This is a genomic window from Cryobacterium lyxosi, from assembly GCF_004403345.1.
In the GTDB taxonomy this organism is placed as follows: Bacteria; Actinomycetota; Actinomycetes; order Actinomycetales; family Microbacteriaceae; genus Cryobacterium; species Cryobacterium lyxosi.
In genome coordinates, this window is the sequence record NZ_SOGT01000008.1 from 195,061 (window position 1) to 220,316 (window position 25,256).

The following is a 25,256-nucleotide window of genomic DNA, read 5'->3' on the forward strand; positions in this document are numbered from 1 at the left end:
GCGGAAAGTGACGATGCAATTTCACGGGCTAGACCTGTCGTCCATCAATTAAAAGTCCGAAACTGGTCGCAGTCTGGGATTGGCTGGCGCTCGGGGCATCCGCTGAAAGCACCACCGAGACGCAGAGCATTGCCGTAGCCCCCGGGGCGAGGGTGGTACCGAGCTCGGCAACCGGCGCGGAACGGAAAGTACCGGTAATGGTCGGTGTCAGGCTCGACGTGCACTCGCTCGCCGCCGACACTGTGCGAGCACCTATGACCAAGTCCTCAGACAATGCGGTCTGGGCCGTCGGCGGCGTCAGTCCAAAAAGCCGAAGCGCGAGCGACACAGTGCCATCGTTTCGCACTTCGACCGTGCCGACATTTCTCGCTCCCGGATACAGTTGGGCGTCCGACAGCACGAGGGGTGACGTGATGCTGACGGCTGCCGATCCAGCCTGAATGGTCACCGTCTGACCGGCCGAGGCGCTTGAGTTGAGAAGGGCATAGGTTCCGCCAACAGCGGCCGTCGCCAGCAGGGTAGCACCCAGAATCGCCGCGCTTGCGAGTAGATACGTTTTCAAAAGATCACCGGCTTTCGCGAATCGAAAGGACACTGCGTGCTGGCCGTTTTCGAGGCGCCCTCGTCGGGTGGTGGGCACCCCGGCACAGACCGGTTACTGCTGGGTAAGCGTGACCGCCATGTCTTGCAGGGCGACCGAACCGAGCATCATGGTGTTCTCAAGACCCAAGGCGCCGTTCGGGAACGTGATCGTCACCTCGACGGTGACGTCTTCATCGACCACTCCCGTTCCGGGCGTGACGACATATTTCGTCGGACCGGTGGTCACCATCCGGTAGGCCTCGAAGTAGTTGTCGCTAATTCCAGTACCATCCGCTGTCAAGACCGCGGTCCCGACGAGATACTCCGCGAGATTCACATCGGCAGGAACACTCGTCTCTGAAGCAACGATCGAACCCGGGGCAAGCGCCAGCTCGGCGACGAGGTTATCGCCACTGGCCGTGATGTGCATGGACTTGGTGTACACCAGCACATCACCGGGCGAGGCTGTGAAATTGGACAACACAGGGATCGCCCTGCCGGCGGCGGTTCCGTCCTTCACGATCCAGGTTCCTACGGCTTCGACGCCGTCGACCATGCTGGGGGCAACGGCCAAGTTACCGGCAACAATCGTGCCGCCGGAAACCTCCGCCGAGGAGTTCCACAGTGCGAAAGTCGTGCCGCCGCCGAGTAGCAGGGTCAGACCGGCAGCGCCGGCAATCGCGCCTTTGGTGAGCTTGTTCATGAGTAAAACCCTTCGAGGACTGGTCTGAAAACTTCGGGTGATCGCAGGCCAGAAATCGGCAGGCGTGGAGCAACGGGAAGAGAACCCGCCACGTGGCCGGCGTGGGGTAAGCACGCCGTTGTTGCGGCTGGCAGCCACGGCTCTGGGTATCAAGCCATGAATTGCGACAACTCGCCGATGATTTTTTCGGCTGTAGCCCCATCCGCGATTCACACACTAGATGGGACAGACGGATATGTCTGTCCTGCTCAAACCCCCAGAATAGGGAATAAGGTTTTTGAGCGAATACGGTGCTTTTATCCAGCATTCAGAGAATTCTGAGCAGATTTTCGTAGTTTTTTATAGACATACCGAGGTTTTGGCGCCTTAGCTGCCTCGGCGAGCCATAGAAGACCGGCCCAATACAGAGCGTTCTACCTCCGAATTGGTCTACTCGCTGGAAGGGTCCACACTGGAGTTCTCAGGAGGAGACGCCCATGACTGCACCCCCCGCCATCACCCCCCAACCCGACGAGCCCGCCGGCCCCGTCATCGTCTGGTTCCGCGACGATCTGCGGGTCGCCGACCATCCGGCCCTGCACGCCGCTCTGGCCCGTCAACGACCGATCGTGGCCGTGTACGTGTTTGACGACGAATCTCCCGGCGTGCGTCCGCTCGGAGGTGCAGCACGCTGGTGGTTGCACCAAAGCCTGCGATCTCTCGCTGCGACCCTCGAAAAGCTCGGCGGGCGCCTCATCCTGCGCCGGGGTGCTGCGGCCGCAATCATCGCCCAGATCGTGCACGACACAGATGCCGCGGCGGTCTTCTGGAATCGCCGCTACGGCGAGGCAGAACGCACGATCGACACCGCGATCAAGGCCGAGCTGCGCGGGCGCGGCGTGGACACCCACAGTTTTGCGGGTTCGCTCCTGTTTGAACCCTGGACGGTTCAGACCGGGCAAGGCGGCCCTTACTCGGTTTTCACGCCGTTCTGGCGTTCCTGCACAGCAGGCCCACCGCCGCGCGCGCCGTACCCGGCGCCCACCAGCATTGCCAGCTCGACGGGCGGCAACGCGGCAAACGGCCTCGACTCCGACAACCTGAACGACTGGGGCCTCGAGCCCAGTGCGCCCGACTGGGCCGCCGGGCTGCGCGCCGCCTGGACGCCGGGCGAGGCATCCGCTCAGAAAATGCTCGAGCGCTTTCTCTCCGAGGCGCTCCCTCGCTACGCCGCCGAACGTGACGAACCGGCCCAGAACGCCACATCGCGTCTGTCACCCTACCTGCGCTGGGGCGAGATCAGCCCGCATCAGGTTTGGGCCGCCACGCAGCAGGCTCAGCGTGAACTCTCCGGCCCCGCGCTGACGAGCGCGACCCGATTTCTCACCGAGCTCGGCTGGCGCGAGTTCACTTACCACGTGCTCTTTCACGCCCCCGATCTTGCGACGACAAACCTGCGTCCCGCCTTCGATGCTTTCCCGTGGCCCCCGGTCGACGAGCGTGCACTCGCCGCTTGGAAACAGGGCCGCACCGGCTTCGCGCTCGTCGATGCCGGGATGCGCGAACTGTGGCGCACCGGAAGCATGCACAATCGGGTACGTATGGTTACCGCATCATTCCTGATCAAGAATATGTTGGTCGACTGGCGCGAAGGAGAGCGCTGGTTCTGGGACACCCTGGTCGATGCCGACGCTGCGAGCAACCCCTTCGGCTGGCAGTGGGTGGCCGGCTCCGGAGCGGATGCTGCACCCTACTTTCGCATCTTCAATCCCAATCTGCAGGCGGCCAAGTTCGACCCGCACCAGCAGTACATCCGGGAATACGTGCCCGAGTACGGCACGGATGCCTATCCGGAACCCCTCGTCGACCTCGGCGAAACGCGCCGAGCCGCCCTCGCCGCCTACGAGAGGGTCAAGGCCCAGTCAGCAAACTAGGCGACCTGAACGGCCGCGGCTGCTGTCTTCTCCATGGAACCTTTGGTTCGTTTTGCCTCGGGTTTCTCTTCGGACGAGCCGACGTACCACAGGCTCAGCACACACATGATGAGGGAGCCGAGGGCGAGCGGGTTCTGCAGGTAGACCACGAGATAGCCGAGATTGGGAACGAACGCGGTCATACCGCCGATGACATCAGATCGGGGCACAGTGAACGGGTCGACCTCATCATTCGCGTCGCCCTTGGTGGTGAGGCTTGCATCGTCATTGACGGCCACGAGTCGGTGCGTGGTGCGATCACCGTGACGCCGAAAGGTGATGACCTGCCCGACCTCATACTGGTCGGCCTCGACGATCACCACACTCGCCGGCGAAATGGTAGGCGCCATCGACCCGGTGCGCACGACGTAGGCCCGATACGGCAGCGCGCCCGTCGCAATCAGGGTTACCGGAGTGAGTACGGCAACCAGCACGAGCAGCAGAATCACGGTGCCCTTGAATCGCTTCACGGTGCTCCTTCAGCTCGAAAATGGATTGAAAAATGGCTCGGACACCGCTACCCGGCAGTGACGTCCGAGCCACTTCATCGAGCCCTACTGGCCCGGCTTCTGTCCGACCTGCGTCGCGACGAGCTGATATGGAAGGCCGTTATGAGCACCTACCGCGTCCGGCGTCTGAACCGTCTTCACCGGGTAGGAGTTCCAGACTCCGCCGCCCAGCTTCGACTGGCCAGACATCTTTGCCGCATATCCGAAGGTGAAGGAGACAGAGCCGACAGCTGTCGGTGCCAGGTTCGATTCCAGCTTGATCATCGTCGGAACCGGCCAGCATCCGGTTGGCGCGAGAGTCCCACAGCTCGGCTTTTCAACGTCATCCAGGTCATCGCTGAGGTTGGCGGAGTCAAAGAGCGCTTTGCCGTTCGCAGCCACGTGAAACTCGCCATAGGTCCCGAGGTCGTTCAGAGCGTGGAGAGCATCCTTGTCGTTGAACACAACCCAGACGTCTTGAGCGTTCAGACCCGTGTTCACGTAGCGCGACGCGACGGTCTGGGTCGTTCCCGGCAGCAGGTTTGTGTAGGCCAGATTGAGCGAATCGGTACCGGTGCCGTCAGCGCCGGCGATCTTTATCGAGCCGACGGTGCCGCTCACTTCACCCTGCGCGGTATCGCTGAAGTACGCACCGGTCGGCCCTAATGCCGCGAGTGCCATGGTCAATGCAACGGCAACGCCCCCGGCCCCAATAATGGCTTTCTTGCGGTTTAACATAAGTTTCACGTCAGTCTCATCTCAAATTGTCAGTTTTAGAGGCGATAATGAAAGTTTTTCACTATCCCCATCCAGAACCATAGGGTCGAGGATCTCTCATGTATGCCCCCCATTGGGTATCACTGACCCCCAATCTGAGGGCCGGGACGCCTGCCGGCGGCGGCACTCAAAACGAGCCCGCAACGGATAGAAGTAGATTTTCTAGCTTCGTTCGTCGGCATCCAGGCCAGAATCAGCGGCAGCCGAGTCGCGCATCGTCCCGCCCGACTGGCCAGCTCCGTGCCGCTTGCGCACGCTGCCCATGACGCCGGCCAGGATCATGTAGCCCGCGTAGGCGAACAGCAATGAAGCGGCCACCGGAATAAGCCAGGCTCGATTGGCGCCATTGACCGCATTATTGACGTAGCCAATCAGCGGAACGGAGTACCAGAGCCGGCCTTGAATCTGCCCTTCGAGCACGGCAGACGCATCGGCCGCACCGTTGTTGTCACCCTTCGTGACGAACGTGCGCTCACCCGCCGTCATATTGATCGCAATGACGCGGTGGGTAACGACGCCGGGTTTTCCCGTCTCCATTTGGTAGGTGATCACGTCCCCCAAGGCCACGTCCTCAACTGCAACGGGCCGAACGATAACCAGCGTGCCGGGTGGAAATCCCGGCTCCATCGAGCTGGTGAGCACGGTAAGCGGGATCGACCCAGTGACCTTCGGCACGACGATCAGCACGGCGGCGAGACCGATTACCAAAAGTAAGACGGCCAGACTCAATGCGAAACTGATCTGGCGCCACAGGCCAGCGGCCCGCTTGACCTGTTTGGGCAGTGGATGCAGGTCGGCGGGGAGATTCACGCTCACAGCTTCTGGTTTCACCCGACTCCCCTTCGTGAGCGCTCAGCGGTAATGAGCGGCTACGGAGTCTGCGTGAGAGTCACGCCGAGATTGGACAAGAGGGCCGATGCGTTCTTCGCATCGTCGTCGTCAACGTCAACGTCTTCAAAGCTCTCTAGGAATTCGATCGTGACCGTAACGTGGAGCATGTGGTCGCCTTCGCTCAGGTCGAACCGGGTTTGATCGTCGCTGAAGTCATGGGGGACGCCTATTAAGTCGTCGGTGTCCACCGACACACTGGTCGACTTGTCGAGGAGGATTTTGAGCGCCCTGCTGGCATCAGAGTTCGCAGAGCTGATCGAGCCGTGGTCGATAGCTATTCGAGCATGGAGGTTGTCACCTCGTACTGTTACGTCGAGGAATGATGTGTACGTGAGGACGTCGCCGGGCACGATCTTATAACTCTGCATATTGATCTCGGTGCCGTACTGGTCGGTCCAGAAAACAACGTCCTCAGTCTCAACCGTCAGCGTGCCGGCAGTGATGGGAGCGCCGGCAATGGCCGCGGAGCTATTCCAGAGCGCGAAGGTTCCCGCCCCGCCAAGAAGAAGTGCAATACCCGTAGCGCCGGCGATCGAACCGGTGAGGATCCGCTTCATGAAAATCTTCCATTCCAAAATCGAGGTGAACCGAGGAGATGTCTCTACCGTTTGCCGCGCGGAGACCTTGGGGAGTGCAAGACCGCACCGGGGTCCCCGCCCGAGGATGGAACGCCCTCTGTTGGCGGGTCCCAAACCGGTGGAAAAGTAGGTCTTGGCGTTCTGCGTCGATGCCGGCGACAGTCATTCAATCGCCGAGTTTTATTTTTGAACTACATTCCGGCTAACCGGACTCCACGGGGAGAGTCGCGCTCGCACCTGCGATTTCACGCGACTCTCCTTTCGTGGGGCGCCGAGGTCCTAGGGGGTCTGCGTGACGGTGACGTCGAACTCGGACAGATCGACGCTCCCTGCCTGGGCATCGTTGTTGTAATCTGGGGCACCGCTCGGGAAGTGGACCAGGACAGTCACGTGGTACTCCTGAGTTCCTTCGGACGCGTTGACGTCAAAGGAACCGTCCTCGGCGAGGCTCTCCACAGTTACCCCGTCCTCAACGGTGGTGAGCGAGGTCGTCACCGCGAGAGCCGTGCTGAGCGCCAAGTCCTCGTCGGCATCACTGACGGGGGTCGCGATCGGGTTTTCGGGGACATTAAGGGTGGCATGAAGGTTGTCGCCCTGCGCGTCCACAGTCAGTGTGGTGACATAGGTGAGCGTGTCGCCCGGAACGATGAGGTAATTCGCGAGGTCGTCGATGGCGCCCTGATCATCGCTCCAGGCGCTGTTCGATGCTTCGACCGTCAGCGTGCCAGCGTTGATGGTTGCACCGGCGATCGCCGCGTCGTCATTCCACAGCGCGAAGGTTCCCGCGCCGCCGAGGAGAAGAGCAACGCCGGCAGCGCCAGCGATGGATCCTGTGAGCATTTTGTTCACGATTGTGCCTCTCAATTGTCAGTCCCAAGGTGAGATGATGAATTTTATTCATCATCTATATTCAGAACACTAGAGATGAGACATTCTCATGTATACCCCCGTTGGGTGGCCAAGCCCCCCCCAGACTGGGGGATGGAACGATGGGTCTTCTTTCACGAAAAATGGGCAGAAAAGTACTTCACCCCTGTGATGATGCCGGGGTGAAGTACTTGTCTGCCCGTTTTCGCGAACGTCGAATGAGTTAGAAGAAGCGGGCGTACGCTCCGACCGTCAGGAAGGTCGGAAACTCCGGCTCGAGCGCTGAGGTACGCAGCACCGTGAGTGCGTCGTCGAAGCGGTCGGTGGGCGTACGCTCGAGGCCGTCGACGATCTCGTCGAGCACCTCTTCAACCCAGTCAGAGTCGATCCGGCGCCCCTCGGCGGTGACCGAGTTCTCGTGGATCCACTGCCAAAGCTGCGAACGGGAAATTTCCGCCGTAGCGGCGTCTTCCATGAGGTTATCGATCGCCGCGGCGCCGACCCCACGCAGCCAGGACTCGATGTACCGCAGAGAGATGAGTACGTTGCCCCGCACGCCCGCCTCAGTGATCTGGCCGCCGACCGACGCAACGTCCAGCAACTGGGCGGCTGTCACGCTCACGTCGGGGCGGGTGCGCTCGAGTTGGTTCGGGCGGTCGCCGAGAACCGTGTCGAACTCAGCCTGAGCGGTCGGGATCAGGTCGGGGTGGGCAACCCAGGAACCGTCGAAACCGTCGGTGGCTTCACGCTTCTTGTCCGCGGCGACCTGGGCGAGAGCTTGCTCGGTGACCGCCGGATCGCGGCGGTTGGGGATGAAGGCGCTCATCCCGCCGATAGCGAAGGCTCCGCGACGGTGGCAGGTGGCGACGAGCAATTCGGTGTACGCCCGCATAAAGGGCACCGTCATGGTGATCTGCTTGCGGTCCGGAAAAACAAAGCGGCTGCCCCGGGACCGGAAAGTCTTGATGATGCTGAAGATGTAGTCCCAGCGTCCGGCGTTCAGACCGGCGCAGTGGTCGCGCAGTTCGTAGAGAATTTCTTCCATCTCGAAGCCGGCCTGGATCGTTTCGATCAGCACCGTGGCACGGATGGTGCCGTGCTCGATGCCCAAACGCTCTTCGGCGTAGGTGAAGATGTCATTCCATAGGCGCGCTTCCTTGTGGCTCTCCAGCTTGGCCAGATAGAAGTATGGGCCGGTCCCGTTCTCGATGAGCTTCTGAGCGTTGTGAAAGAAGTACAGCCCGAAGTCGATGAGGCTTCCCGAGGACTTCATGCGGCGGTTGGCGCGATCAACGAAGGTGATGTGCTTTTCAACGAGGTGCCAGCCTCGCGGACGCACCACGATGGTCGGCGTCGACTCGTTCGTGATCTCGTACTTCTTACCTTCGGGGCTCGTGAAGCTGAGCTGACCGCGCACTTGGTCGAACAGGGTCAGCTGGCCCTCGATCACGTTGGTCCAGGTCGGGCTTGTGGCGTCTTCCTGGTCGGCGAGCCAGACCTTGGCGCTCGAGTTGAGGGCATTGATAGCCATCTTGCGGTCGGTCGGGCCGGTGATCTCCACCCGGCGATCCTCCAGGCCAGGTCCGGCTCCGGCAACGCTCCAGGTCGGGTCCAAACGGATACTCTCGGTTTCGCTGAGAAACCGGGGGTCGCGACCATTCGCGGCATCCACTCGAGTTTGCAACCGAGCGGCGAGCAGGTCGTGTCGGGTTCCGGCGAAACGCTCGTGTAGCTCGGCGAGAAATTCGAGGGCGTCCGGGGTAAGGATCTCGTCGTAGCGGTCTCCGAGCGGGCCAGTGACCTCGAGGTGCGGACGAATCGTGGCGAAGCTGCCGGTGCTCGTCTTCACGGTAGCAGAGCTGACCGCCTGATCGAGGGTGGGATTCGGGGTGTTCATGATCTGGCTCCTTGCGAAAGTAGGTGGTAGTGACAGCGGTCGAGCCATTGGTGCGGTTCGCCCGATCTCAGGTGGCGGGAGGGTGGAGCTGTTCTGCTTCAGCCGAATGAGCGAGTGTAGGGGTGTGCCATCACGATTCGACAGCGGTACTTGCCTGTGCCTTTACTCTGCCCGACCGGGGCCGGGTCAAACCATAATAATTGGGCAGAAGAAACCTTGTTCTTCTGATTGTGGAAACTTTTGCGATCTGCGACACTGACGTTATGGTCCCCGCAGAAGCCCTCGCCGCGCTCTCCTCTCTCAGCAGTGATGAACCGGAACTTGACGCGCTCACGCTGGGGCGTCGTATCCGGGAGCTGCGTACCGCGCGGCGTATGACGCTCGACGCCCTCGCTGCCGCGATCGACCGCGCACCGTCGCAGGTGTCGATGATGGAGAACGGCAAGCGCGAACCGCGTCTCTCCATGCTGCGCACGATCGCCCTCGCCCTCGGCACCACCGTCGAGGATCTGATGCGAACGGATGCCCCCTCCGAGCGTGCTGCCCTGGAAATCTCGGTCGAGCGCGCCCAGCGCGGGCCGGTATTCCAGGCCCTGGGACTCCCCCGCATTCGAGTGAGCAAAGGCCAGAGCGACGAAACTCTGCAGACCATCCTGAGCCTGCACAATGAAATCGACCGGCTCAACCGCGAACGCGCCGCGACTCCGGAGGAGGCCCGACGGGCCAATTCCGCGCTGCGCCAGATCATGCGTCAGCAGGATAACTACTTTCCCGAGCTGGAGGCGCAGGCCCTCGAGCTGCTCACCGCAGTCGGGCACTCCGGCGGTCCGGTGTCGCAGCAGCTCGTCGCCGACATGGCCACCCACCTGGGTTTTTCGCTGCACTATGTGAACGATTTACCACACTCCACCCGGTCGGTCACCGACAAGCGCAACGGGCGCATCTACCTACCCACCCAGCATTCGGCATCACGAGATTCCCGCTCGCCGATCGTGCAGGCTTTCGCAAGCCACCTCTGCGCGCACGAAGAGCCAAAAAACTATGCTGAATTTCTGCGCCAACGGGTGGAGACCAACTATCTCACCGCCGCTATCCTGCTGCCAGAGCGGGACGCGGTGCGCATGCTGACCGAGGCCAAGACCCTGAGGCGCATCTCCATGGAAGACCTGCGGGACGCCTTCGCGGTCTCCTACGAGACGGCCGCTCATCGCTTCACCAACCTTGCCACGGCGCGGCTGGACATTCCCGTGCATTTCATGAAGGTGCACGAGTCCGGCACGATCATCAAGGCCTATGAGAACGACAACGTGCGATTCCCGAGCGACGCACTGGGCGCGGTCGAGGGCACCACCGTCTGCCGCAGCTGGACGGCTCGTACCGTCTTCGACGTCGAAGACCGGTTCAGCGCCTGGTATCAATACACGGACATGCCGGCCGGAAGCTTCTGGTGTACCTCTCGCATCGAGAAAGCCAAAGAGGGCGAGTACTCGGTGAGCGTTGGCGTGCCGTTCGCTCACGTGAAATGGTTTCGAGGCAGGGAGACGGCGAACCGCGCCGTTTCCCTCTGCCCCGACGAATCCTGCTGCCGCCGCGCGCCCGACAATCTAGCCGTTCGCTGGGCCGGCCAATCCTGGCCGGCCGCGCGCACCCCGACGAGCCTGCTTGCCGCGCTGCCCACCGGCACCTTTCCCGGCGTCGACCAGACCGAGGTGTACGAATTTCTTGAGGCGCACTCACCGCACTAACCTGCCCACGGAACCTACGGATGCCCATCCGCGCTCAACTCAACAAACCGGTACGTCGTCGGTAGTACTTTTCGATACCATTACTATGACGTAAATAAGCGCTCTGTAAACAGTGGCCTTGTTGCGGCACCACGCACCAGAGATTGTCGGTTGGGTATGTCCTACGCGTCGCCGCTCGTCTCGACCTACTGAAATGCGAGCCGACAATGTGTGACGCTCGCAGTGTATTGCGTCATCTCAATCGTGCCGTGCACGCGGGAATCCCGTTGGTGAAACCGTGGATGAACGAGCCGCACGATCAGGTTGAACCTCCCCCGCCGGCCGAAACGACCGCGCCCATGCCATCACACTGGTTTCGCTCTGCGGCGCTGCTCGATGTGCGCGGGCTTCAGGTCTCGTCGGCGGCGCACGTGAACGCACGGCGTTTGGTGCACGGCATCTCGCTCTCCATCACCTGCGGCGAGGTCATCGGGCTGGTTGGCGATGCGTCTTCTGGAGCCCTCGAAGTCGCACAGAGCATCGCCGGCGTACTTCCTGCCCCGGCGAGTATCCGATCCGGATCAATTCTGTACAACGGCGTCGAACTGGTCGGACTGCCGCCACGATCTTCCTCTCGGCTGCACGACACCAAAATCGCGTACCTGCCGCGCAGCCCACGGGACAGCCTCGACTCGAATATGACAGTGGGAACCCAGCTGGCCGCACTGCTGCGTTCCCGCGGCGGTCTGTCGAAACCGGCCGCCTACGAACGGTCGCTGGATCTGCTGGGCCAGGCCGGTGTCGAAAATCCGGAACATACCTTTACCGCTTACGCGCGCGATGTGTCGGCGATCCTGGCACGGCGCGTGCACATTGCCCATGCCCTCGCCGGCAGCCCGAAGCTGCTGGTGGCCGACGACCCGACCGACACCCTGAACGCATCTGACAGCTTCGACATTCTTGAGCTCTTGGGTCAGTTGCAGCGCAAACACAAGTTGACGATGATCATCGTGACACGCTCGGTGCAGGTGGCGGCCCAGATCTGCCATCGTGTTGCTGTGGTGCGTACCGGTGCGATTGTTGAATACGCGTCGGTCGCCGACCTGTGTGGCTCCCCCAAGCATCCGTACACCCGCGCGATGCTCCACGCGTCCGAGAATGAGTCGCTGGGGAGCCCGGCCTTGTAGGTTCGGCGCATGCAGGCGGCTTCGTGCTGAAAACGGATGCCCCGCACAGCACCCTCGTGCAGGCCTGCCCGGGCGTCGGTTCGATCGATCGCCCGCCCCGCGTGGCTCGGTGGATTCAAGATTCGATTTCGAATGATGTGCGATATCGTCACGATAGGGCAGCGCCGCCCATACCGTCTCCTCGGCTTTTCGAAAGGACCACATGTCTATCCGTGAACTCCACAACTTCGTCAACGGGGACTACACGTCGTCCTCGGCCAGTGAACAATTAGACATCATCAACCCGGCCACCGAGGAGGTGTTTGCGCGCACCCCCATCTCGACCGAGGGCGACGTAGCCGGTGCCTACAAAGCCGCCGCCACCGCATTCGAAACCTGGGGCCAGACCACCCCGAGCGAACGCCAGCTCGCCCTGCTGGGGTTCGCGAACGCGCTCGAGTCGCGGGCCGAGGAACTCGCCGACGCCGAGTGCGAGAACACCGGCAAGCCGCGCGCCGGCATCGTGGGCGACGAGGTCGAGGTCATGATCGACCAGGTGCGCTTCTTTGCCGGGGCTGCCCGCTTGCTCGAAGGCAAAGCCGCCGGCGAGTACCTGAAAGACCACACGTCCTTTGTGCGGCGCGAGCCGATCGGCGTCGTCGGCCAGGTCACTCCGTGGAATTACCCGATGATGATGGCCATCTGGAAGATCGCTCCGGCCCTCGCCGCCGGCAATACCGTTGTGCTCAAACCGAGCGATTCGACCCCGGTTTCCACCCTGATGCTGGCCGAGATTGCCTCCGAATTTCTGCCTGCCGGTACCTTCAACGTCGTTACCGGAAACCGCGACACGGGTCGCGCCCTTGTCGCCAACCGCACCCCGCAGCTCGTCTCGATCACCGGTTCGGTGCGCGCCGGCATGGAGGTCGCCGGCACCGCCGCCCTCGATCTCAAGCGAGTACACCTCGAGCTCGGTGGCAAAGCGCCCGTCATCGTGTTCAACGACGCGGATATTCAGCAGGCCGTTGAGGGCATCGCCGCCGCCGCGTTCTATAACGGCGGCCAGGATTGCACCGCCGCTACCCGCGTGCTCGTGCAGGAGGGCATCCACGACGAGTTCGTCGCCGCCCTCGCCGCCTATGCCAAGGACAACGCCCGCACGGGCGCCCCGCTCGATGAGGGCATCCTGTTCGGTGCCCTTTCGAGTGCCGAGCAGCTCGCTCGGGTCGAGGGTGTCATCTCCCGTCTGCCCGACCACGCTACCCTCGCACTCGGCGGCCACCGCCAGGGCACCACGGGCTACTTTCACGAAGCCACGATCGTCGCCGACCTGCTGCAAAGCGACGAGGCCGTGCAGAACGAGATCTTCGGCCCGGTCATCACCGCGCAGAAGTTCAGTGATGAAGCCCAGGCGCTATCCTGGGCCAACGACGTGGAATACGGCCTCGCCTCATCGGTGTGGACTTCGAACCACGGTGTCGCGATGCGCATGGCCAAAAACCTCGACTTCGGCTGTGTCTGGATCAACACGCACCTCCCCCTCGTAGCGGAGATGCCGCACGGCGGCTTCAAACACTCCGGCTATGGCAAGGACCTCTCCCTGTACGGCCTCGAGGACTACACCCGTATCAAGCACGTCATGAGCTACATCGGCTAGCGGCATCCGTTAAAAGAAGCAGGGCCCGTCCGAAGACGGGCCCTGCTTCTTGCTCGAGCGAATGCTCAGATTCTTTGAGCCTTAGATGCTGTTGACGTCGAGCTGGATGCCAGGACCGAAGGTGGTCGAGACGACGCCCTTCGTGATGTAACGGCCCTTGGATGAGCTCGGCTTGAGACGGACAACTTCTTCGAGCGCGGCGGAAATGTTCTCATTCAGCTGCTCAACCGAGAAAGAGGCCTTGCCGACGACGAAGTGCACGTTGGAGTGCTTGTCGACGCGGAATTCGATCTTTCCGCCCTTGATGTCGGAAACGGCCTTGGCGACGTCGGGCGTCACGGTTCCGGTCTTCGGGTTGGGCATGAGACCACGCGGGCCGAGCACCTTTCCGAGACGACCGACCTTACCCATGAGCTCGGGGGTCGAGACGGCCGAGTCGAACGAGGTGTAGCCAGCGGCTACCTTCTCGATGAGCTCGTCGCCACCAACCTCGTCGGCGCCGGCTGCGATCGCGGCTTCGGCGGCAGGGCCGGTTGCGAAGACGATGACGCGGGCGGTGCGGCCGGTGCCGTGCGGGAGGATGACGGTTCCACGAACCATCTGGTCGGCCTTGCGAGGATCGACGCCGAGGCGGAGGGCGACCTCAACCGTGGAGTTGAACTTTGCGGAGCCGGTCTCCTTGGCGAGGGCTACGGCCTCGGCCGGGGTGAAGACGTTGTCTTCGCCGATTTTGGCGGCGGAGGCGCGGTACGCCTTTGACTTGGTTGCCATGTGAAATCTCCTGTATGTACTTCAGAGTGTGGTGCGAGCCTGGCAGGCTCTTCCACTAATTGCTAAGGGTGCACAGGCGCCGCGAGGCGCTGATGTGGGGTGTGCTTACGCGCTGACCGTGATGCCCATGGACCGGGCGGTTCCGGCGATGATCTTCGCGGCGGCGTCGATGTCGTTGGCGTTGAGGTCAACCATCTTCGCTTCAGCAATCTCGCGGACCTGGGCCTGGGTGAGGTTGGCAACCTTGACGGTGTGCGGGGTTCCGCTGCCCTTGGCGACGCCAGCGGCCTTCTTGATGAGCTCCGCTGCGGGCGGGGTCTTCAGGATGAACGTGAATGAGCGGTCGTCATAGACGGTGATCTCAACGGGGATGACGTTGCCGCGCTGAGCTTCGGTCGCCGCGTTATAGGCCTTGCAGAACTCCATGATGTTAACGCCGTGCTGACCCAGTGCCGGCCCAATGGGCGGTGCGGGGTTGGCTGCGCCGGCCTTGATCTGAAGTTTGATCAGACCTGTAACCTTCTTCTTCGGTGCCATTGTGTTGTCCTTCGTATTGATGTGCGAGCAGCCCGGGGGCCGCTCTCCCGGTGGCCCGGATGGGCCCCGGTGGTTTTGGGAAACCAGCGTGGATGACCCTGGCGGGGCATCCGTTCTGATTGGTTAGAGCTTGGTGACCTGGTCGAAGCTGAGCTCGACCGGGGTCTCGCGCTCGAACAGGGAGACGAGCACGATGAGCTTGCCGCTCTCCGGCTTGATCTCGCTGATCGAACCGGGCAGGCCCGCGAACGAACCTTCCTTGATCGTGATGGTCTCGCCGATTTCGTAGTCGACCTCGGCCGCGATGACGCGCTGCGCCGACTTTCCGGGGGCGCCGCCAGCCTTGGTCGGGGCTTCGACAATCTCCACGAGTCCCTTGAGCATGCCAAAGGCCTCTTCGAAGCGCAGCGGCGTGGGGTTGTGGGCGTTGCCGACGAAGCCGGTCACACCGGGGGTGTGGCGAACAACCGACCAGCTGTCCTCGTCGAGGTCCATACGCACGAGCACGTAGCCCGGGATGCGCACGCGGGTGACCATCTTGCGCTGGCCGTTCTTGATCTCGACGACGTCTTCCATGGGAACTTCGCACTGGTAGATGAAGTCTTCCATCGCCATGGACTGCTTGCGGTTTTCAATGTTCGACTTGACCCGACGTTCAAATCCGGCGTAGGAGTGAATGACGTACCACTTGCCCGGCAGAAAACGAAGTTCCTTGCGGAAGGCTTCATACGGGTCGATCGAGGCGTCGGCATCTGCTTCGGTCTCGACACCAGCGTCGGCCGTGACGAGCTCGTCTTCGTCTTCGACGGCTTCGACGGAGGCCTCGGCCTCTTCGGCCGAATCGATGTCGAGGGCGTCATCGACGATGGCATCAGCTTCGGGGTCGGGGGATCCGGCGAGGGCGTCGAGTGCGGCATCGAGATTGATCTCGACATCGTCGCTTTCGTCGGCGACGTGCAAGGCCGCCTGCTCGGCAGCTTCTACGGAGTCTTCGTCGGCGGCAAGGGTGTTGCCCTCCTGTGCCTCGTCTTCTTCAGAGGACTGCTCGGCGGCAGTGGCCCAGTCGACATCGTCGTGCTTCGTCTCAGTCACTAAATCTCAATCCCTAATTTGTTCTACGTGTGCAAGTTGTCTGGACACGTTTCCATGCCGATAATGCAGGCGTTCCGCCAAAGCGGATGCCGGTGGGGCTCTCTTAACCCGGCGTTCCGAACACGTAGAGAACGGCAAGCCCGAAGATCCAGTCGAAAGCCGAGACGATAGCCATCATGATAATCACGAAGACGAGTACGACGCCGGTGTAGTTCAGCAACTCTTTACGAGTCGGAGTGACGACCTTGCGCAACTCGGCGAAAACCTGCTTGATAAACAGAGACAACCGAGCGAAAGGACCGCGATTGGAGTCGCGGGCAATTCGGGCGTTCGCGACGACTTCCTCACTAGGTTCGTCGACAACTTTTCGGGCCACCTGTTTCACCTCTCATGATCGGAAGAATTCTACCGATGTGCAGGGCGGACAGGACTCGAACCTGCAACCTGCGGTTTTGGAGACCGCTGCTCTACCAATTGAGCCACCACCCTATGGAAGCAAACCCGCAAAGCCGCCTGAACTTCGACCACGTAGGAACACGTGGAAAAAGGCGCAGAAAAGCATGGCGAATTCAACTACCGGAACCAGTCTAGGTCACGGACCGGCCACTGTAAAGCTGAGGCGAACAAGCCCAAGGGGCGAGCTGCCGCTTCCCGGTCAGCTTGGCACACGAACCCTTGAGCGCGCACCTTGCGAAAACGTGAGTCCTCATCGATTGATCCGGTTCCACCCGACCCGTCGGGTTTTATCTTCTCAGGTGAACGCGGAGCCAGCAGCTGGGATCAGGGAGCATCGAGGCGGCCGATCAGCTTGTGCATCGCGGTCATGGCGCCGCCGAGCACGGCCGGGATACCGCCGCCGGGGTGCACCGACGCGCCCACCCGCCACAGCCACGGACGTGCACGGCTCGTGTAGCCGGGGCGGTGGAATGGCCCACTCTGCCAGAGCGGGTGGGTTGCGCCGTAGAGTGCTCCATCGGCGGAACCCCAGCCGCCGAAATACTGCGGGTCGAACACGACATGGTCCCGAAACAGCTCGCTGATCGGCCGGTCCAGGCCCACGGCGGCGCTCACCCGAGCCACCTCACGCGCCACCCACGGGCTGTCGAGGTCGTAGTGGCGACCATCGGCGGGCGCGGTGAGGAGTACAGCCACGGTGGCCCGGTCGTTGGGGTAGACCTCGTGCGGCCGATAGTAGTTCAGGAATGCCATCGTCTGCTCCGGTACGAGTCCGGTATCGAGGCTGCGGTGCAGGGCGGCCGGGTCGTCGGGAAGCACAACGGAGTGCGTGGCCGTGCCCTCCGGCAGCGGCGTCTCGAGCGCCGCATAGATGGCCACCCCCGAGCACGAGCGCGGCCGCGCCCGTGCCGGTGGCGCGCCGAGCAGGCCGTCGAGCACCACGCTGTCGAGCCCGCTCACGATCACGTCGGCCGGGTACGTCGCCGACGCCGTGGTCACGAAACCTTTCGTCACGGATGTGACAGGCTCGCCGGTGTGCACATTCGCGCCGGCATGCACCGCCAGGCGGTGCAACGCGAGTGGCAGCTCGTTCACTCCGCCCTCGGGAACCCACACGCCGTCCCTGGCCATAATGGCCGGCATGCTGGCGTACAGGGCGAGAGTCTGCCGGGGAGAGACGCCCGCGTTGAGGGTGTGGATGGCGATGACCTCCCGCAGGCCATCGGGCATCCAGCTCAGGCCGTCAAGAAAGCTGCGCGTGGTCAGGCGGGTGCCATACAGGCGGAACACGCTGCGCACGGCCGGCAGTGACGCCGGATCCAACGGGTCGGCGGTGAGCATGCTCGTGAGCTGGGGCCCGAGGCCACCGTGTTCGCGTTCGAAACGGGTCCAGGCCGCGTACCAGGGATGCCCGGCCGGCACCGGCAGGGTGGCTGCTTCTCCCCGGTAGAAGTACCGGCCCACTTCGGGCAGCCTGTGCAGCGTGACCCCGGCCACCGCGGCGGCCTCCGAGGGAGCAGACCGGCGGGCACCGAGCGCGTCGTAACGAGCGAGCAGTTCCTCCCAGACCCGGGGGAACGTGACCAGTGCCGGTCCGGTGTCCACCCGCTGCCCGTCAATCTCGAGGCGCCTGCTCTTGCCACCGATCCAGTCGGATCCTTCCAGTACGGTCACCGAATGGCCGGCGCGGGCTAACAGTGCGGCGGCCGTGAGCCCACCGATGCCCGCACCGAGCACGACTATGCGCCGTGGGGACGTATTCAGGCGTGATCGGGTCATGGATAGCCTCCCAGCAACATGGCTGCCACGATTTGGGCCCCCGCTACGGAACCGGCAACGTAGGGGAACACGATCGAGTATCGATACAGTCGGCGGGCCGTTGCCGGTGTGGGGCTGCGCCCCAGTGAAATTACCAGCCAGCCGGCGATGAGGGCATTCACCGCGGCGACCGGCCAACTGATCAGCGCGAATCCCACGGTGGAAAGAGCCCACCACACGCCGCTCCACACCGTGGCGCCGCGCGCACCGAGATGGACGGCAGTGGTCTGAATTCCGGCGGCGCGGTCCTCGTCGATATCCTGCACCGCGTCGTAGGTGTGCTTGGCCACGCTCCACGCCATCAGCCCGATAGCCGCCGACCAGACCGGCGACGCGCCGAGGGCCAGGGGTACGAAGATCAGCGGGAAGGCGTAGGCGGCGTTGCTGAGCGAGTCAAGGTAGCGCCGGGCCTTGAAACGTAGCGGGGGTGCCGAGTAGAAGATGAAGATCACCGTGTACGCGGCAATCCAGGCGAGCGCGGCCGCCGGCAGCGTGATGAGAAAATATGCCAGGAACGGCGCGTTGGTCAGCACGACCGCGAGCACAATACTGCGAGTTTCCGAGCCGAGGATACGAGCCCCCTCGAGGCCGCCCTTGCGGGCGTTCCGGGCATCCGTTTCCTGGTCGAAGATATCGTTCACGCCGTAGATCAGCAGGTTGAACGGCAGGGTCGCCCAGAGCAGCAGCGGGATGATGTCCCAGCGCCACAAATCCCCGATCAACCACATGCCGATGACGGTCGTTCCGATGGTGTTGACCCACAGCACCGGTCGAGAGATCTGAACCAGACGGGTGATCATTTGATCACTCTATTCCTGCGGGAGAGTCAATTTTTACGGGCATCTCATGGCTCAGCCGGCGCGCGGCCGATCTTCGTCACCGAGTCTGGCACGAGCGCTGGCTCGGCCGGGGGCTTTGCTAGCTTGCGCGCGGGTCGGGTAGCTAAACTCAACACGTGGATCACGAACTCAAGCGAATTTCAACTCGGATCGGTTCTATTGCCGAGTCAGCGACCCTCAAGGTTGACGGCAAGGCCAAGGCGCTGCAGGCAGCGGGAAGGCCGGTGATCAGCTTCGCGGCGGGGGAACCCGATTTTCAGACGCCTGAGCACATCGTGGAGGCGGCGCTGACCGCCGTTCGCGACCCGAGGAACTATCGATACACCCCAGCGGCTGGTCTGCCTGAGCTGCGCGAGGCCATCGCGGCCAAGACACTGCGTGACAGCAGCCTGGTGGTCTCGCCGAACCAGGTCGTCGTCACCAACGGTGGCAAGCAAGCCGTTTACCAAGCCTTCGCGACCCTGCTCGATCCCGGTGACGAGGTCATCGTGCCGACCCCGTATTGGACCACTTACCCCGAAGCGATCCGCCTCGCCGGCGGCGTGCAGGTCGACGTCTTCGCCGGCAGTGATCAGGGCTACCTCGTGACCGTCGAGCAGCTCGAAGCCGCACGCACCCCGCGAACCAAGGTACTGCTGTTCGTTTCACCGTCCAACCCCACCGGTGCCGTCTATTCGCTGGAGCAGACCCGCGCCATCGGCCAGTGGGCTGAAGACAACGGCCTCTGGGTCATCTCCGATGAGATCTATCAGAACCTCACGTACGACGGGGTTCGTGCCGTTTCGATTGTCGAGGCCGTTCCGGCGCTCGCCGACCGCACCATCCTGGTCAACGGTGTCGCAAAAACGTATGCGATGACCGGCTGGCGACTCGGCTGGATGGTCGGCCCCGCCGACGCCATGAAGGCGGCAGCAAACCTGCAGTCCCACCTCTCTTCGAACGTGTCGAACATCTCGCAGCGCGCGGGAATCGCAGCGCTGAACGGCCCGCAGGACGCCGCCGAGGCCATGCGGGTCGCCTTTGACCGCCGCCGCAAGTTGATCATCGCCGAGCTGAACCAGATCCCCGGCGTCGTGACGCCCACCCCGCAGGGCGCGTTCTACGTCTACCCCGACGTGACCGGCCTGCTCGGCCGTCAGTGGGGCGGTGTGACCCCAACGACGTCTCTCGAACTGGCCGACCTCATTCTCGATCAGGCCGAGGTGGCCGCAGTTCCGGGTGAAGCTTTCGGGCCGAGTGGATTCCTGCGCATGTCATACGCCCTCGGTGATGACGTCCTGCTCGAGGGTGTGCAACGCCTGCAGCGCCTGTTCGCCTAGTGCGGCATCCTCCGCTGCTGGATGAGGGAGACGATCACCGGAGGTGGTGCGGAGAGCGCGGGAGTGGGACTCTGGACCTATGACACCCACTCCCCCGGCTGTGCAGGTGCGCGACCTGCAGAAATCGTATGGCAGCGTCGAGGCGGTACGCGGCGTGAGTTTCTCGATCGCGGCCGGTGAGACCTTCGCCCTGCTCGGCCCGAATGGCGCCGGCAAGAGCACGACGATCGAGATTCTCGAGGGCTATCGTGACCGTTCCGGTGGCGAGGTGAGCGTGCTGGGCACTGATCCGCACCGCGGCGGCCTGGAGTGGAAGGCCCGCCTCGGCATTGTGTTGCAGACCAGCAACGAGAGCGGCAATGCCACCGTGACCGAGCAGCTGCGCCACTTCGCCGGGTTCTATCCTCATCCGCGCGACGTCGACGAGGTCATCGACGCGGCGGGCCTGCGTGAGAAAGCTAAAACCCGCGTCAGCAAGCTTTCCGGCGGGCAGCGTCGCCGAGTGGATGTCGCCCTCGGCATTATCGGACGCCCCGAGTTGTTGTTTCTCGACGAACCAACCACCGGCTTCGACCCCGAGGCCCGGCATCAGTTTTGGCACCTGATTCGCGGGCTCAAAGCGGAGGGCACCACCATTCTGCTGACGACCCACTACCTCGACGAGGCCGCGCAACTCGGCGACCGAGCTGGAATCATCGCCGGTGGCCAGCTCATCGACATCGGCCCGCTCGACAAAATCGGCGGAGCGGATGCCCGCGTTCCGGTCGTGCGCTGGCGTGACGGCAACGGACTGGTACGCGAAGAGCGTACGAGCCGCCCGGCGCAGGTCGTGGCCGAACTCGTCCGCAGCTTGAACGGCGCCGAGCCCGAGGATCTCGAGGTGATCCGGCCCAGTCTTGAAGATGTGTACCTGTCGCTCGTGCGTGGACACGAGGCAATTCCGGCTGGGAACGGGGCTGCAGCATCAAACAATGACGGCCGGCCGGAGCCGAGCCGGCGCACCTATAAGGACGCACGAGCATGAGCGTTACGGTTGCGGTCGCCCGCCCACAGAACAAGGTTCCGGGCACGCTCGCGCTCGGCCTGTCCCGCATCGGCTATGAAACACGCCTGTACTTTCGCTCCCCCGATACCCTGTTGTTCACGTTCTTTTTTCCCTTCATCATGCTGGGCATTTTCACCGCCGCGTTCAGCTCCTCCGGCAATATCGGTGCGAATCCCGACGGCACCGGCGGCGTCAGCGTGGGTACCTACTATCTGCCCGGCATGCTGGCCGCCGGCATGCTTCTCTCCGGTGTGCAGAACCTCGCCGTCGATATCGCCGGCGAGAAAAGCGACGGCACCCTCAAACGCCTCGGCGGCACCCCGCTCTCCCCGCTGAGCTATTTTCTGGGCAAGATCGGGCAGGTCTTCGTCACCGCGATTCTTCAGGCCGGCCTCCTGCTGCTCGTGGCGCGGCTTGTACTCGATATCGCGCTACCGACTGAGCCGGAAAAGTGGGCAACTTTTGCCTGGGTGTTCGTGTTCGGTGTGATCACGAGCGCGTTTCTCGGCATAGCGCTCTCGGCGGTACCTCGGTCGGGGCGCAGTGCCACGGCCGTGGTGGCTCCCGTGGTGCTCGTGCTGCAATTCATCTCGGGCGTCTACCTGCAGTTCACAACGCTGCCGGAGTGGATGCAGAACCTGGCGAGCATCTTTCCGCTCAAATGGATGGCGCAGGGCATGCGTTCGGTCTTTCTTCCGGAAAGCTTCGCGGCTGCCGAGCAGAGCGGTACCTGGGATTTGCCCTGGGTGGCCGGCGCCCTCGGCATCTGGCTGGTGCTGGGGCTCGTGCTGAGCCGGGTGACGTTTCGTTGGATTCGGCGCGATGCGTGAGCCTGGCCTGACGCCCGGGCGCTAGAGCGTCAGCCCCACCAGCACCGGCTCGGGCTGCAGGTTCACCCCGAACTCCGCCTGCACCCGGCCGAGCACGTACCGGGCCAGTTCGGCGACTTCCTCAGCGGTAGCCCCGCCGGTATTCGTCAAGGCCAGGGTGTGTTTGCTCGACACAGCCGCTCTCGATCCCGGCAGGCGAAAGCCGCGGCTGACCCCGGCGTGTTCGATCAACCAGGCGGCGCTGAGCTTGACCATACGCACGGGTTCCTCACCGGGAACAGGTCCGACCCCCGTATATTCCTCAAGCGGAATAACACGATCAGCCGGCTCCGCGGCAAGCGGCCAGCGCGGCGCATCCGCCGGCAGCGAGCGGGCAAATGCCTCGGTCACGATCGGGTTGGTGAAGAACGAACCGGCGCTGAAGGTGTCGGGGTCGCTCGGGTCGAGCACCATTCCCTTGTCGGCCCGCAGCCCGAGAACGGTGGCGCGCACAATCTGCAGCGGCACCCGGTCGCCGAGCTGAACACCGAGGGCCCCGGCGAGTTGGGCGTACTTCAACGGTTGACCGAGGGCGCTTCCCAAAACGGATGCCTCGGCCGCGGTGTCATGCAGCTTCAGCTCGATCGCGAGCACGACGCCGCGCAGCCCCTGTTTGAGCGCGGAGGTGCGGTAGCCGAGGCCCAGATCGGCATGCTCGAGTCGTTCGACCTCGCCGGTTTCATAAGAGAGAAAATCGATGGCGACGAGGCTGTCCGCAAGCTCCTGACCGTAGGCGCCAATGTTCTGCACCGGGGCGGCACCGCACGATCCGGGAATGCCCGACAGCGCCTCGATGCCGGACCAGCCGCGATCCACGCTGTAGGCGACGAGGTCGTCCCACGGTTCGCCGGCCTGTACGCGCAGTCGCACCCCACCGGTCGGCCCGGTGACGGCATCCGCTTCGCTGGTGGTTTCACTGCGGAGCACTTCGATACCGCGCGTCACCACGTGGATGACGATGCCGTCGAAGCCGTCGTCAGCGACGACGGTGTTGGAGCCGCCGCCGAGCAGCAACCAGTTCTCAGCCATGCCCCAGACCACGAGGGTCTCGTTGATGAGGTCATGCTCCGTGACCGGTGCCACCCGTGCAACTGGTGGCCCACCGATTTGAAAGGTGGTGAGGGTGCTGAGCGCGACGGGTTCGATCATGTTTCAGGCCAGGTTGACGCGCGCCTGCGCCTTGCCGAGAACCGTTGCACCGTTGAACGTCACGGTCAGGTCAATGCGGGCGATGAGGGCTTCGGGGTCGACGGCGCCGACCTTGGCGACGACCGCCACGGTTGCGCCAGCAGTGGCGTCGACGAAGACCGGGCGGGTAAACCGCACCTGGTAGTCGAGAACCCGGGCCGGGTCGCCCGCCCAGTCGACGACGGGTTGCACGGCCAGCCCCATAGTGAGCATGCCGTGGGCGAGCACACCCGACAATCCCACCGACTGCGCGACATCATCGCGGTAGTGAATGGGATTGAAATCACCGGATGCCCCGGCATAGCGCACGAGAGAATCGCGCGTCAGGGCGAAACTCGCCTCGGCGACGACGTCGCCGACCGTGAGGTCGGTCACAACGGGGATCATTCGTCTCCCCTGACGACGAGGGTGGAGATGGCGGTCACGACGTGGGCGCCCGCGGCGTCAACGATGGTGGACTCGGCGGTCACCATCGAGTGGCCACCGAGGCTCTTGATGCTCGTCACCGCGAGAGTTGCCGTGAGCTCATCGCCGGCGATGATCGGCCGGGTATAGCTGAAGCGTTGGTCACCGTGCACGACGCGGGTGAAGTCGATGCCGCCATCCGGTTCGGCCAGAAGTTGGGCCAGGGTGGCCTCCTGCACGACCACGGCAAAGGTGGGCGGGGCGACGACGTCGTGGTGGCCGGCCGCGCGGGCCGCTTCGGGATCGTGGTTGATCGGGTTGGTCGCGAACACGGCGCGGGAGAATTCGCGCACCTTTTCACGGCCGACTAGATACGGGGCGACCGGCGGAAAGACCCGCCCCTGCAACTCTGGGTTCACTGACACCCATCGAGTCTACTCAGAGAGCTCCCGCCGATTGTCAGGAGCGCACCGCGACAAGGCGCACACTATTAAGCGTGAAATGTGTATCCGTGCGCTTCGGTGACCCCGCAGTAGCCCCTCTTCTGCTTGACCTGCACCGTGAATACGAAACCCGATACGGCGATGGCGATTCTGTGCACGACGTTGATGGGGCCGAGTTTGATCCGCCCGGCGGAGGATTTCTCGTGCTCGTCGACGGTGACACCACGGTCGCCGGCGGCGGCCTCCGCCAGTACGACGCCACCACCGCCGAGGTCAAGCGCATGTGGACCAACCCGGATTATCGCCGCCAGGGCCACGCGAAGACGATTCTGCGCGAGCTGGAATCCCTCGCCCGAGATCTCGGCTACGAGCGGATGCGTTTGGAAACCGGCTACGCGCAGCCCGAAGCACTCGCCCTCTACCGCAGTCTCGGTTTCGTCGACATCGGCAACTACGGCATTTACGAGCAGGCCTCCGGTTTCGAGTTGCTCCTCTCCTAATAGCTCGCGACAGCGCAAAAAGTGCCTGTTTGACACTCGTAATCGGGCACTTTTTGCGCTCTCGCGGGCTGGAAACTGCGGAGGGGAGGTAGCGTTAGAGGGCTATGCAAAACAAATTGATTCCGCACCCCGACCTTCCGATCGATCTGCCGACCGATGAGCGCATTCGCGCCGCCGTCGTGCACTACGGCGAGAACGTCGTCATCGACAATGCCGTGGCCCTGTTGCGCGCCAAGAACGCCGGAAAAGACTTTCTGCTTTACGCCGGCGGACGCCACGCGCTCGGCATCCTCGAGGGTGCACCCGCCCTGTACTGGCCCGAACTGTGGGGCGCCCGCGCGCTGCTGCACGTCTGGGGAGAGCAGGCCGCGCCGTACATCGTCGTCGGTCTGAACAATCAGGCGTGGCGCGTGCGCGAAATGTGCGCCAAGGTTGTGCTGCTGCGCGGCCTGCAGGTGGTACCCAAGCTCGTGCGTCTCACGACCGACGAGAACCCGCGCGCGCGTTCCGCCGCGCTGCACGCCCTCGCCGATCAGGGTACCGCCGACAACATCGCGACGATCGAGGTGCGCCTGCGCGACTCCGACAAGGAGGTGCGCCGCGCCGCCCAGCAGGCCCGCGACGCCATTCGCTCCCGTCTCAACCTGACCGAGCCCGAAACCGAGGCCTAACCCGGGGCCTAACCCGACCCG

Annotated in this window: 26 protein-coding genes and 1 tRNA gene; 9 read left to right on the forward strand and 18 right to left on the reverse strand. The window is 63.3% G+C overall.

The annotated features are described in order from the left end of the window. Window positions 1–28 precede the first annotated feature (28 nt). The gene (locus tag E3T27_RS07125; protein ID WP_134572067.1) at window positions 29–562 is read right to left on the reverse strand and encodes a hypothetical protein; all 534 of its coding nucleotides are present in this window, start codon (window positions 560–562) and stop codon (window positions 29–31) included. Between the two features lie 93 nt (window positions 563–655). Then, window positions 656–1,285, reverse strand: a complete 630-nt coding sequence (locus E3T27_RS07130; RefSeq protein ID WP_104196836.1) for an alternate-type signal peptide domain-containing protein — start codon at window positions 1,283–1,285, stop codon at window positions 656–658. A gap of 476 nt (window positions 1,286–1,761) precedes the next feature. Between E3T27_RS07130 and E3T27_RS07135 the strand changes: the two genes are divergently transcribed. Further along, window positions 1,762–3,198 (forward strand): cryptochrome/photolyase family protein, encoded by a 1,437-nt coding sequence (locus tag E3T27_RS07135; protein ID WP_134572068.1) that lies wholly within the window; start codon window positions 1,762–1,764, stop codon window positions 3,196–3,198. On the opposite strand, the gene E3T27_RS07140 is transcribed toward E3T27_RS07135, so the two are convergent. The 6 genes from E3T27_RS07140 to aceB all read right to left on the reverse strand — a co-directional run bounded on the left by E3T27_RS07140 (window position 3,195) and on the right by aceB (window position 8,735). Further along, window positions 3,195–3,707, reverse strand: coding sequence for a signal peptidase I (locus tag E3T27_RS07140; RefSeq protein WP_134572069.1), 513 nt, complete (start codon window positions 3,705–3,707; stop codon window positions 3,195–3,197). The two genes, E3T27_RS07135 and E3T27_RS07140, sit on opposite strands and share 4 nt — an antisense overlap. A gap of 84 nt (window positions 3,708–3,791) precedes the next feature. After that, on the reverse strand, window positions 3,792–4,472 hold the full coding sequence (locus E3T27_RS07145; RefSeq protein WP_134572070.1) for a hypothetical protein: 681 nt from the start codon (window positions 4,470–4,472) through the stop codon (window positions 3,792–3,794). A gap of 192 nt (window positions 4,473–4,664) precedes the next feature. Further along, complete coding sequence (locus E3T27_RS07150; protein ID WP_241992162.1) at window positions 4,665–5,333, reverse strand: signal peptidase I; 669 nt, start codon at window positions 5,331–5,333, stop codon at window positions 4,665–4,667. Between the two features lie 38 nt (window positions 5,334–5,371). Next, a complete protein-coding gene (locus tag E3T27_RS07155) occupies window positions 5,372–5,950 on the reverse strand; it encodes an alternate-type signal peptide domain-containing protein (protein WP_134572072.1) in 579 nt (192 codons plus the stop codon). A 300-nt stretch (window positions 5,951–6,250) separates the two neighbouring features. Further along, window positions 6,251–6,811 (reverse strand): alternate-type signal peptide domain-containing protein, encoded by a 561-nt coding sequence (locus tag E3T27_RS07160; RefSeq protein WP_241992175.1) that lies wholly within the window; start codon window positions 6,809–6,811, stop codon window positions 6,251–6,253. Between the two features lie 250 nt (window positions 6,812–7,061). Next, entirely contained in the window at window positions 7,062–8,735 is a 1,674-nt protein-coding gene (gene aceB / locus E3T27_RS07165) for a malate synthase A (RefSeq protein WP_104196843.1), read from the reverse strand. Between the two features lie 263 nt (window positions 8,736–8,998). Here aceB and E3T27_RS07170 point away from each other — a divergent pair, with 263 nt between their 5' ends. The 3 genes from E3T27_RS07170 (at window position 8,999) to E3T27_RS07180 (ending at window position 13,282) form a co-directional block, all read left to right on the forward strand. Further along, window positions 8,999–10,480, forward strand: a complete 1,482-nt coding sequence (locus tag E3T27_RS07170; RefSeq protein ID WP_104196844.1) for a helix-turn-helix transcriptional regulator — start codon at window positions 8,999–9,001, stop codon at window positions 10,478–10,480. Window positions 10,481–10,761: 281 nt separating this feature from the next. Then, the gene (locus E3T27_RS07175; RefSeq protein WP_206750157.1) at window positions 10,762–11,646 is read left to right on the forward strand and encodes an ATP-binding cassette domain-containing protein; all 885 of its coding nucleotides are present in this window, start codon (window positions 10,762–10,764) and stop codon (window positions 11,644–11,646) included. A gap of 202 nt (window positions 11,647–11,848) precedes the next feature. Beyond that, a complete protein-coding gene (locus E3T27_RS07180; protein ID WP_134572074.1) occupies window positions 11,849–13,282 on the forward strand; it encodes an aminobutyraldehyde dehydrogenase in 1,434 nt (477 codons plus the stop codon). 81 nt (window positions 13,283–13,363) lie between these two features. Here E3T27_RS07180 and rplA read toward each other — a convergent pair whose 3' ends face one another. The 7 genes from rplA to E3T27_RS07215 all read right to left on the reverse strand — a co-directional run bounded on the left by rplA (window position 13,364) and on the right by E3T27_RS07215 (window position 18,756). Next, complete coding sequence (rplA, locus tag E3T27_RS07185; RefSeq protein ID WP_104192468.1) at window positions 13,364–14,053, reverse strand: 50S ribosomal protein L1; 690 nt, start codon at window positions 14,051–14,053, stop codon at window positions 13,364–13,366. A gap of 105 nt (window positions 14,054–14,158) precedes the next feature. Continuing rightward, the gene (gene rplK, locus E3T27_RS07190; protein ID WP_092106326.1) at window positions 14,159–14,590 is read right to left on the reverse strand and encodes a 50S ribosomal protein L11; all 432 of its coding nucleotides are present in this window, start codon (window positions 14,588–14,590) and stop codon (window positions 14,159–14,161) included. A 123-nt stretch (window positions 14,591–14,713) separates the two neighbouring features. Further along, window positions 14,714–15,682 carry a transcription termination/antitermination protein NusG gene (gene nusG, locus E3T27_RS07195; RefSeq protein ID WP_134572075.1) on the reverse strand — a complete coding sequence of 323 codons (969 nt, stop codon included), beginning with the start codon at window positions 15,680–15,682 and terminating at the stop codon, window positions 14,714–14,716. A 103-nt stretch (window positions 15,683–15,785) separates the two neighbouring features. Continuing rightward, a complete protein-coding gene (gene secE, locus E3T27_RS07200) occupies window positions 15,786–16,058 on the reverse strand; it encodes a preprotein translocase subunit SecE (protein WP_104196939.1) in 273 nt (90 codons plus the stop codon). 40 nt (window positions 16,059–16,098) lie between these two features. Next, window positions 16,099–16,171 (reverse strand) — tRNA-Trp (locus E3T27_RS07205). A 291-nt stretch (window positions 16,172–16,462) separates the two neighbouring features. Further along, on the reverse strand, window positions 16,463–17,917 hold the full coding sequence (locus E3T27_RS07210) for a phytoene desaturase family protein (protein ID WP_134572076.1): 1,455 nt from the start codon (window positions 17,915–17,917) through the stop codon (window positions 16,463–16,465). Next, window positions 17,914–18,756: a UbiA family prenyltransferase gene (locus E3T27_RS07215; protein ID WP_134572077.1), complete on the reverse strand. Its 843-nt coding sequence runs from the start codon at window positions 18,754–18,756 to the stop codon at window positions 17,914–17,916. The genes E3T27_RS07210 and E3T27_RS07215 overlap by 4 nt, the downstream gene beginning before the upstream one ends. Before the next feature lie 155 nt (window positions 18,757–18,911). Between E3T27_RS07215 and E3T27_RS07220 the strand changes: the two genes are divergently transcribed. From E3T27_RS07220 to E3T27_RS07230, 3 genes are all read left to right on the forward strand, one after another. Beyond that, entirely contained in the window at window positions 18,912–20,114 is a 1,203-nt protein-coding gene (locus tag E3T27_RS07220) for a pyridoxal phosphate-dependent aminotransferase (protein ID WP_104196850.1), read from the forward strand. Window positions 20,115–20,193: 79 nt separating this feature from the next. After that, window positions 20,194–21,138 carry an ABC transporter ATP-binding protein gene (locus E3T27_RS07225; protein ID WP_134572078.1) on the forward strand — a complete coding sequence of 315 codons (945 nt, stop codon included), beginning with the start codon at window positions 20,194–20,196 and terminating at the stop codon, window positions 21,136–21,138. After that, the gene (locus tag E3T27_RS07230) at window positions 21,135–21,989 is read left to right on the forward strand and encodes an ABC transporter permease (protein ID WP_134572079.1); all 855 of its coding nucleotides are present in this window, start codon (window positions 21,135–21,137) and stop codon (window positions 21,987–21,989) included. The genes E3T27_RS07225 and E3T27_RS07230 overlap by 4 nt, the downstream gene beginning before the upstream one ends. Before the next feature lie 21 nt (window positions 21,990–22,010). Here the strand turns inward: E3T27_RS07230 and E3T27_RS07235 are convergent, their stop codons facing one another. Genes E3T27_RS07235 through E3T27_RS07245 form a run of 3 tightly spaced genes read right to left on the reverse strand, consistent with a single transcriptional unit; the run spans window position 22,011 to window position 24,046 of the window. Then, window positions 22,011–23,177: a UDP-N-acetylmuramate dehydrogenase gene (locus tag E3T27_RS07235; RefSeq protein ID WP_134572080.1), complete on the reverse strand. Its 1,167-nt coding sequence runs from the start codon at window positions 23,175–23,177 to the stop codon at window positions 22,011–22,013. A gap of 3 nt (window positions 23,178–23,180) precedes the next feature. Beyond that, on the reverse strand, window positions 23,181–23,603 hold the full coding sequence (locus tag E3T27_RS07240) for a MaoC/PaaZ C-terminal domain-containing protein (protein WP_134572081.1): 423 nt from the start codon (window positions 23,601–23,603) through the stop codon (window positions 23,181–23,183). Beyond that, window positions 23,600–24,046 (reverse strand): FAS1-like dehydratase domain-containing protein, encoded by a 447-nt coding sequence (locus tag E3T27_RS07245; RefSeq protein WP_104200271.1) that lies wholly within the window; start codon window positions 24,044–24,046, stop codon window positions 23,600–23,602. Before E3T27_RS07245 ends, E3T27_RS07240 begins: the two co-directional genes overlap by 4 nt. A gap of 71 nt (window positions 24,047–24,117) precedes the next feature. Between E3T27_RS07245 and E3T27_RS07250 the strand changes: the two genes are divergently transcribed. Together E3T27_RS07250 and E3T27_RS07255 are read left to right on the forward strand one after the other, a co-directional pair. Further along, on the forward strand, window positions 24,118–24,564 hold the full coding sequence (locus E3T27_RS07250) for a GNAT family N-acetyltransferase (RefSeq protein WP_158251862.1): 447 nt from the start codon (window positions 24,118–24,120) through the stop codon (window positions 24,562–24,564). 104 nt (window positions 24,565–24,668) lie between these two features. Then, window positions 24,669–25,235, forward strand: a complete 567-nt coding sequence (locus tag E3T27_RS07255) for a HEAT repeat domain-containing protein (RefSeq protein WP_134572083.1) — start codon at window positions 24,669–24,671, stop codon at window positions 25,233–25,235. Window positions 25,236–25,256 lie beyond the last annotated feature (21 nt).

Bases quoted from the DNA above. Each gene is read 5' to 3' on its own strand.
- E3T27_RS07130 (WP_104196836.1), bottom strand. From the start codon at position 1,285: ATGAACAAGCTCACCAAAGGCGCGATTGCCGGCGCTGCCGGTCTGACC.
- E3T27_RS07135 (WP_134572068.1), top strand. From the start codon at position 1,762: ATGACTGCACCCCCCGCCATCACCCCCCAACCCGACGAGCCCGCCGGC.
- E3T27_RS07155 (WP_134572072.1), bottom strand. From the start codon at position 5,950: ATGAAGCGGATCCTCACCGGTTCGATCGCCGGCGCTACGGGTATTGCA.
- E3T27_RS07160 (WP_241992175.1), bottom strand. From the start codon at position 6,811: ATGCTCACAGGATCCATCGCTGGCGCTGCCGGCGTTGCTCTTCTCCTC.
- aceB (WP_104196843.1), bottom strand. From the start codon at position 8,735: ATGAACACCCCGAATCCCACCCTCGATCAGGCGGTCAGCTCTGCTACC.
- E3T27_RS07170 (WP_104196844.1), top strand. From the start codon at position 8,999: ATGGTCCCCGCAGAAGCCCTCGCCGCGCTCTCCTCTCTCAGCAGTGAT.
- E3T27_RS07175 (WP_206750157.1), top strand. From the start codon at position 10,762: ATGAACGAGCCGCACGATCAGGTTGAACCTCCCCCGCCGGCCGAAACG.
- E3T27_RS07180 (WP_134572074.1), top strand. From the start codon at position 11,849: ATGTCTATCCGTGAACTCCACAACTTCGTCAACGGGGACTACACGTCG.
- rplA (WP_104192468.1), bottom strand. From the start codon at position 14,053: ATGGCAACCAAGTCAAAGGCGTACCGCGCCTCCGCCGCCAAAATCGGC.
- rplK (WP_092106326.1), bottom strand. From the start codon at position 14,590: ATGGCACCGAAGAAGAAGGTTACAGGTCTGATCAAACTTCAGATCAAG.
- E3T27_RS07210 (WP_134572076.1), bottom strand. From the start codon at position 17,917: ATGACCCGATCACGCCTGAATACGTCCCCACGGCGCATAGTCGTGCTC.
- E3T27_RS07215 (WP_134572077.1), bottom strand. From the start codon at position 18,756: ATGATCACCCGTCTGGTTCAGATCTCTCGACCGGTGCTGTGGGTCAAC.
- E3T27_RS07225 (WP_134572078.1), top strand. From the start codon at position 20,194: ATGACACCCACTCCCCCGGCTGTGCAGGTGCGCGACCTGCAGAAATCG.
- E3T27_RS07230 (WP_134572079.1), top strand. From the start codon at position 21,135: ATGAGCGTTACGGTTGCGGTCGCCCGCCCACAGAACAAGGTTCCGGGC.
- E3T27_RS07235 (WP_134572080.1), bottom strand. From the start codon at position 23,177: ATGATCGAACCCGTCGCGCTCAGCACCCTCACCACCTTTCAAATCGGT.
- E3T27_RS07240 (WP_134572081.1), bottom strand. From the start codon at position 23,603: ATGATCCCCGTTGTGACCGACCTCACGGTCGGCGACGTCGTCGCCGAG.
- E3T27_RS07255 (WP_134572083.1), top strand. From the start codon at position 24,669: ATGCAAAACAAATTGATTCCGCACCCCGACCTTCCGATCGATCTGCCG.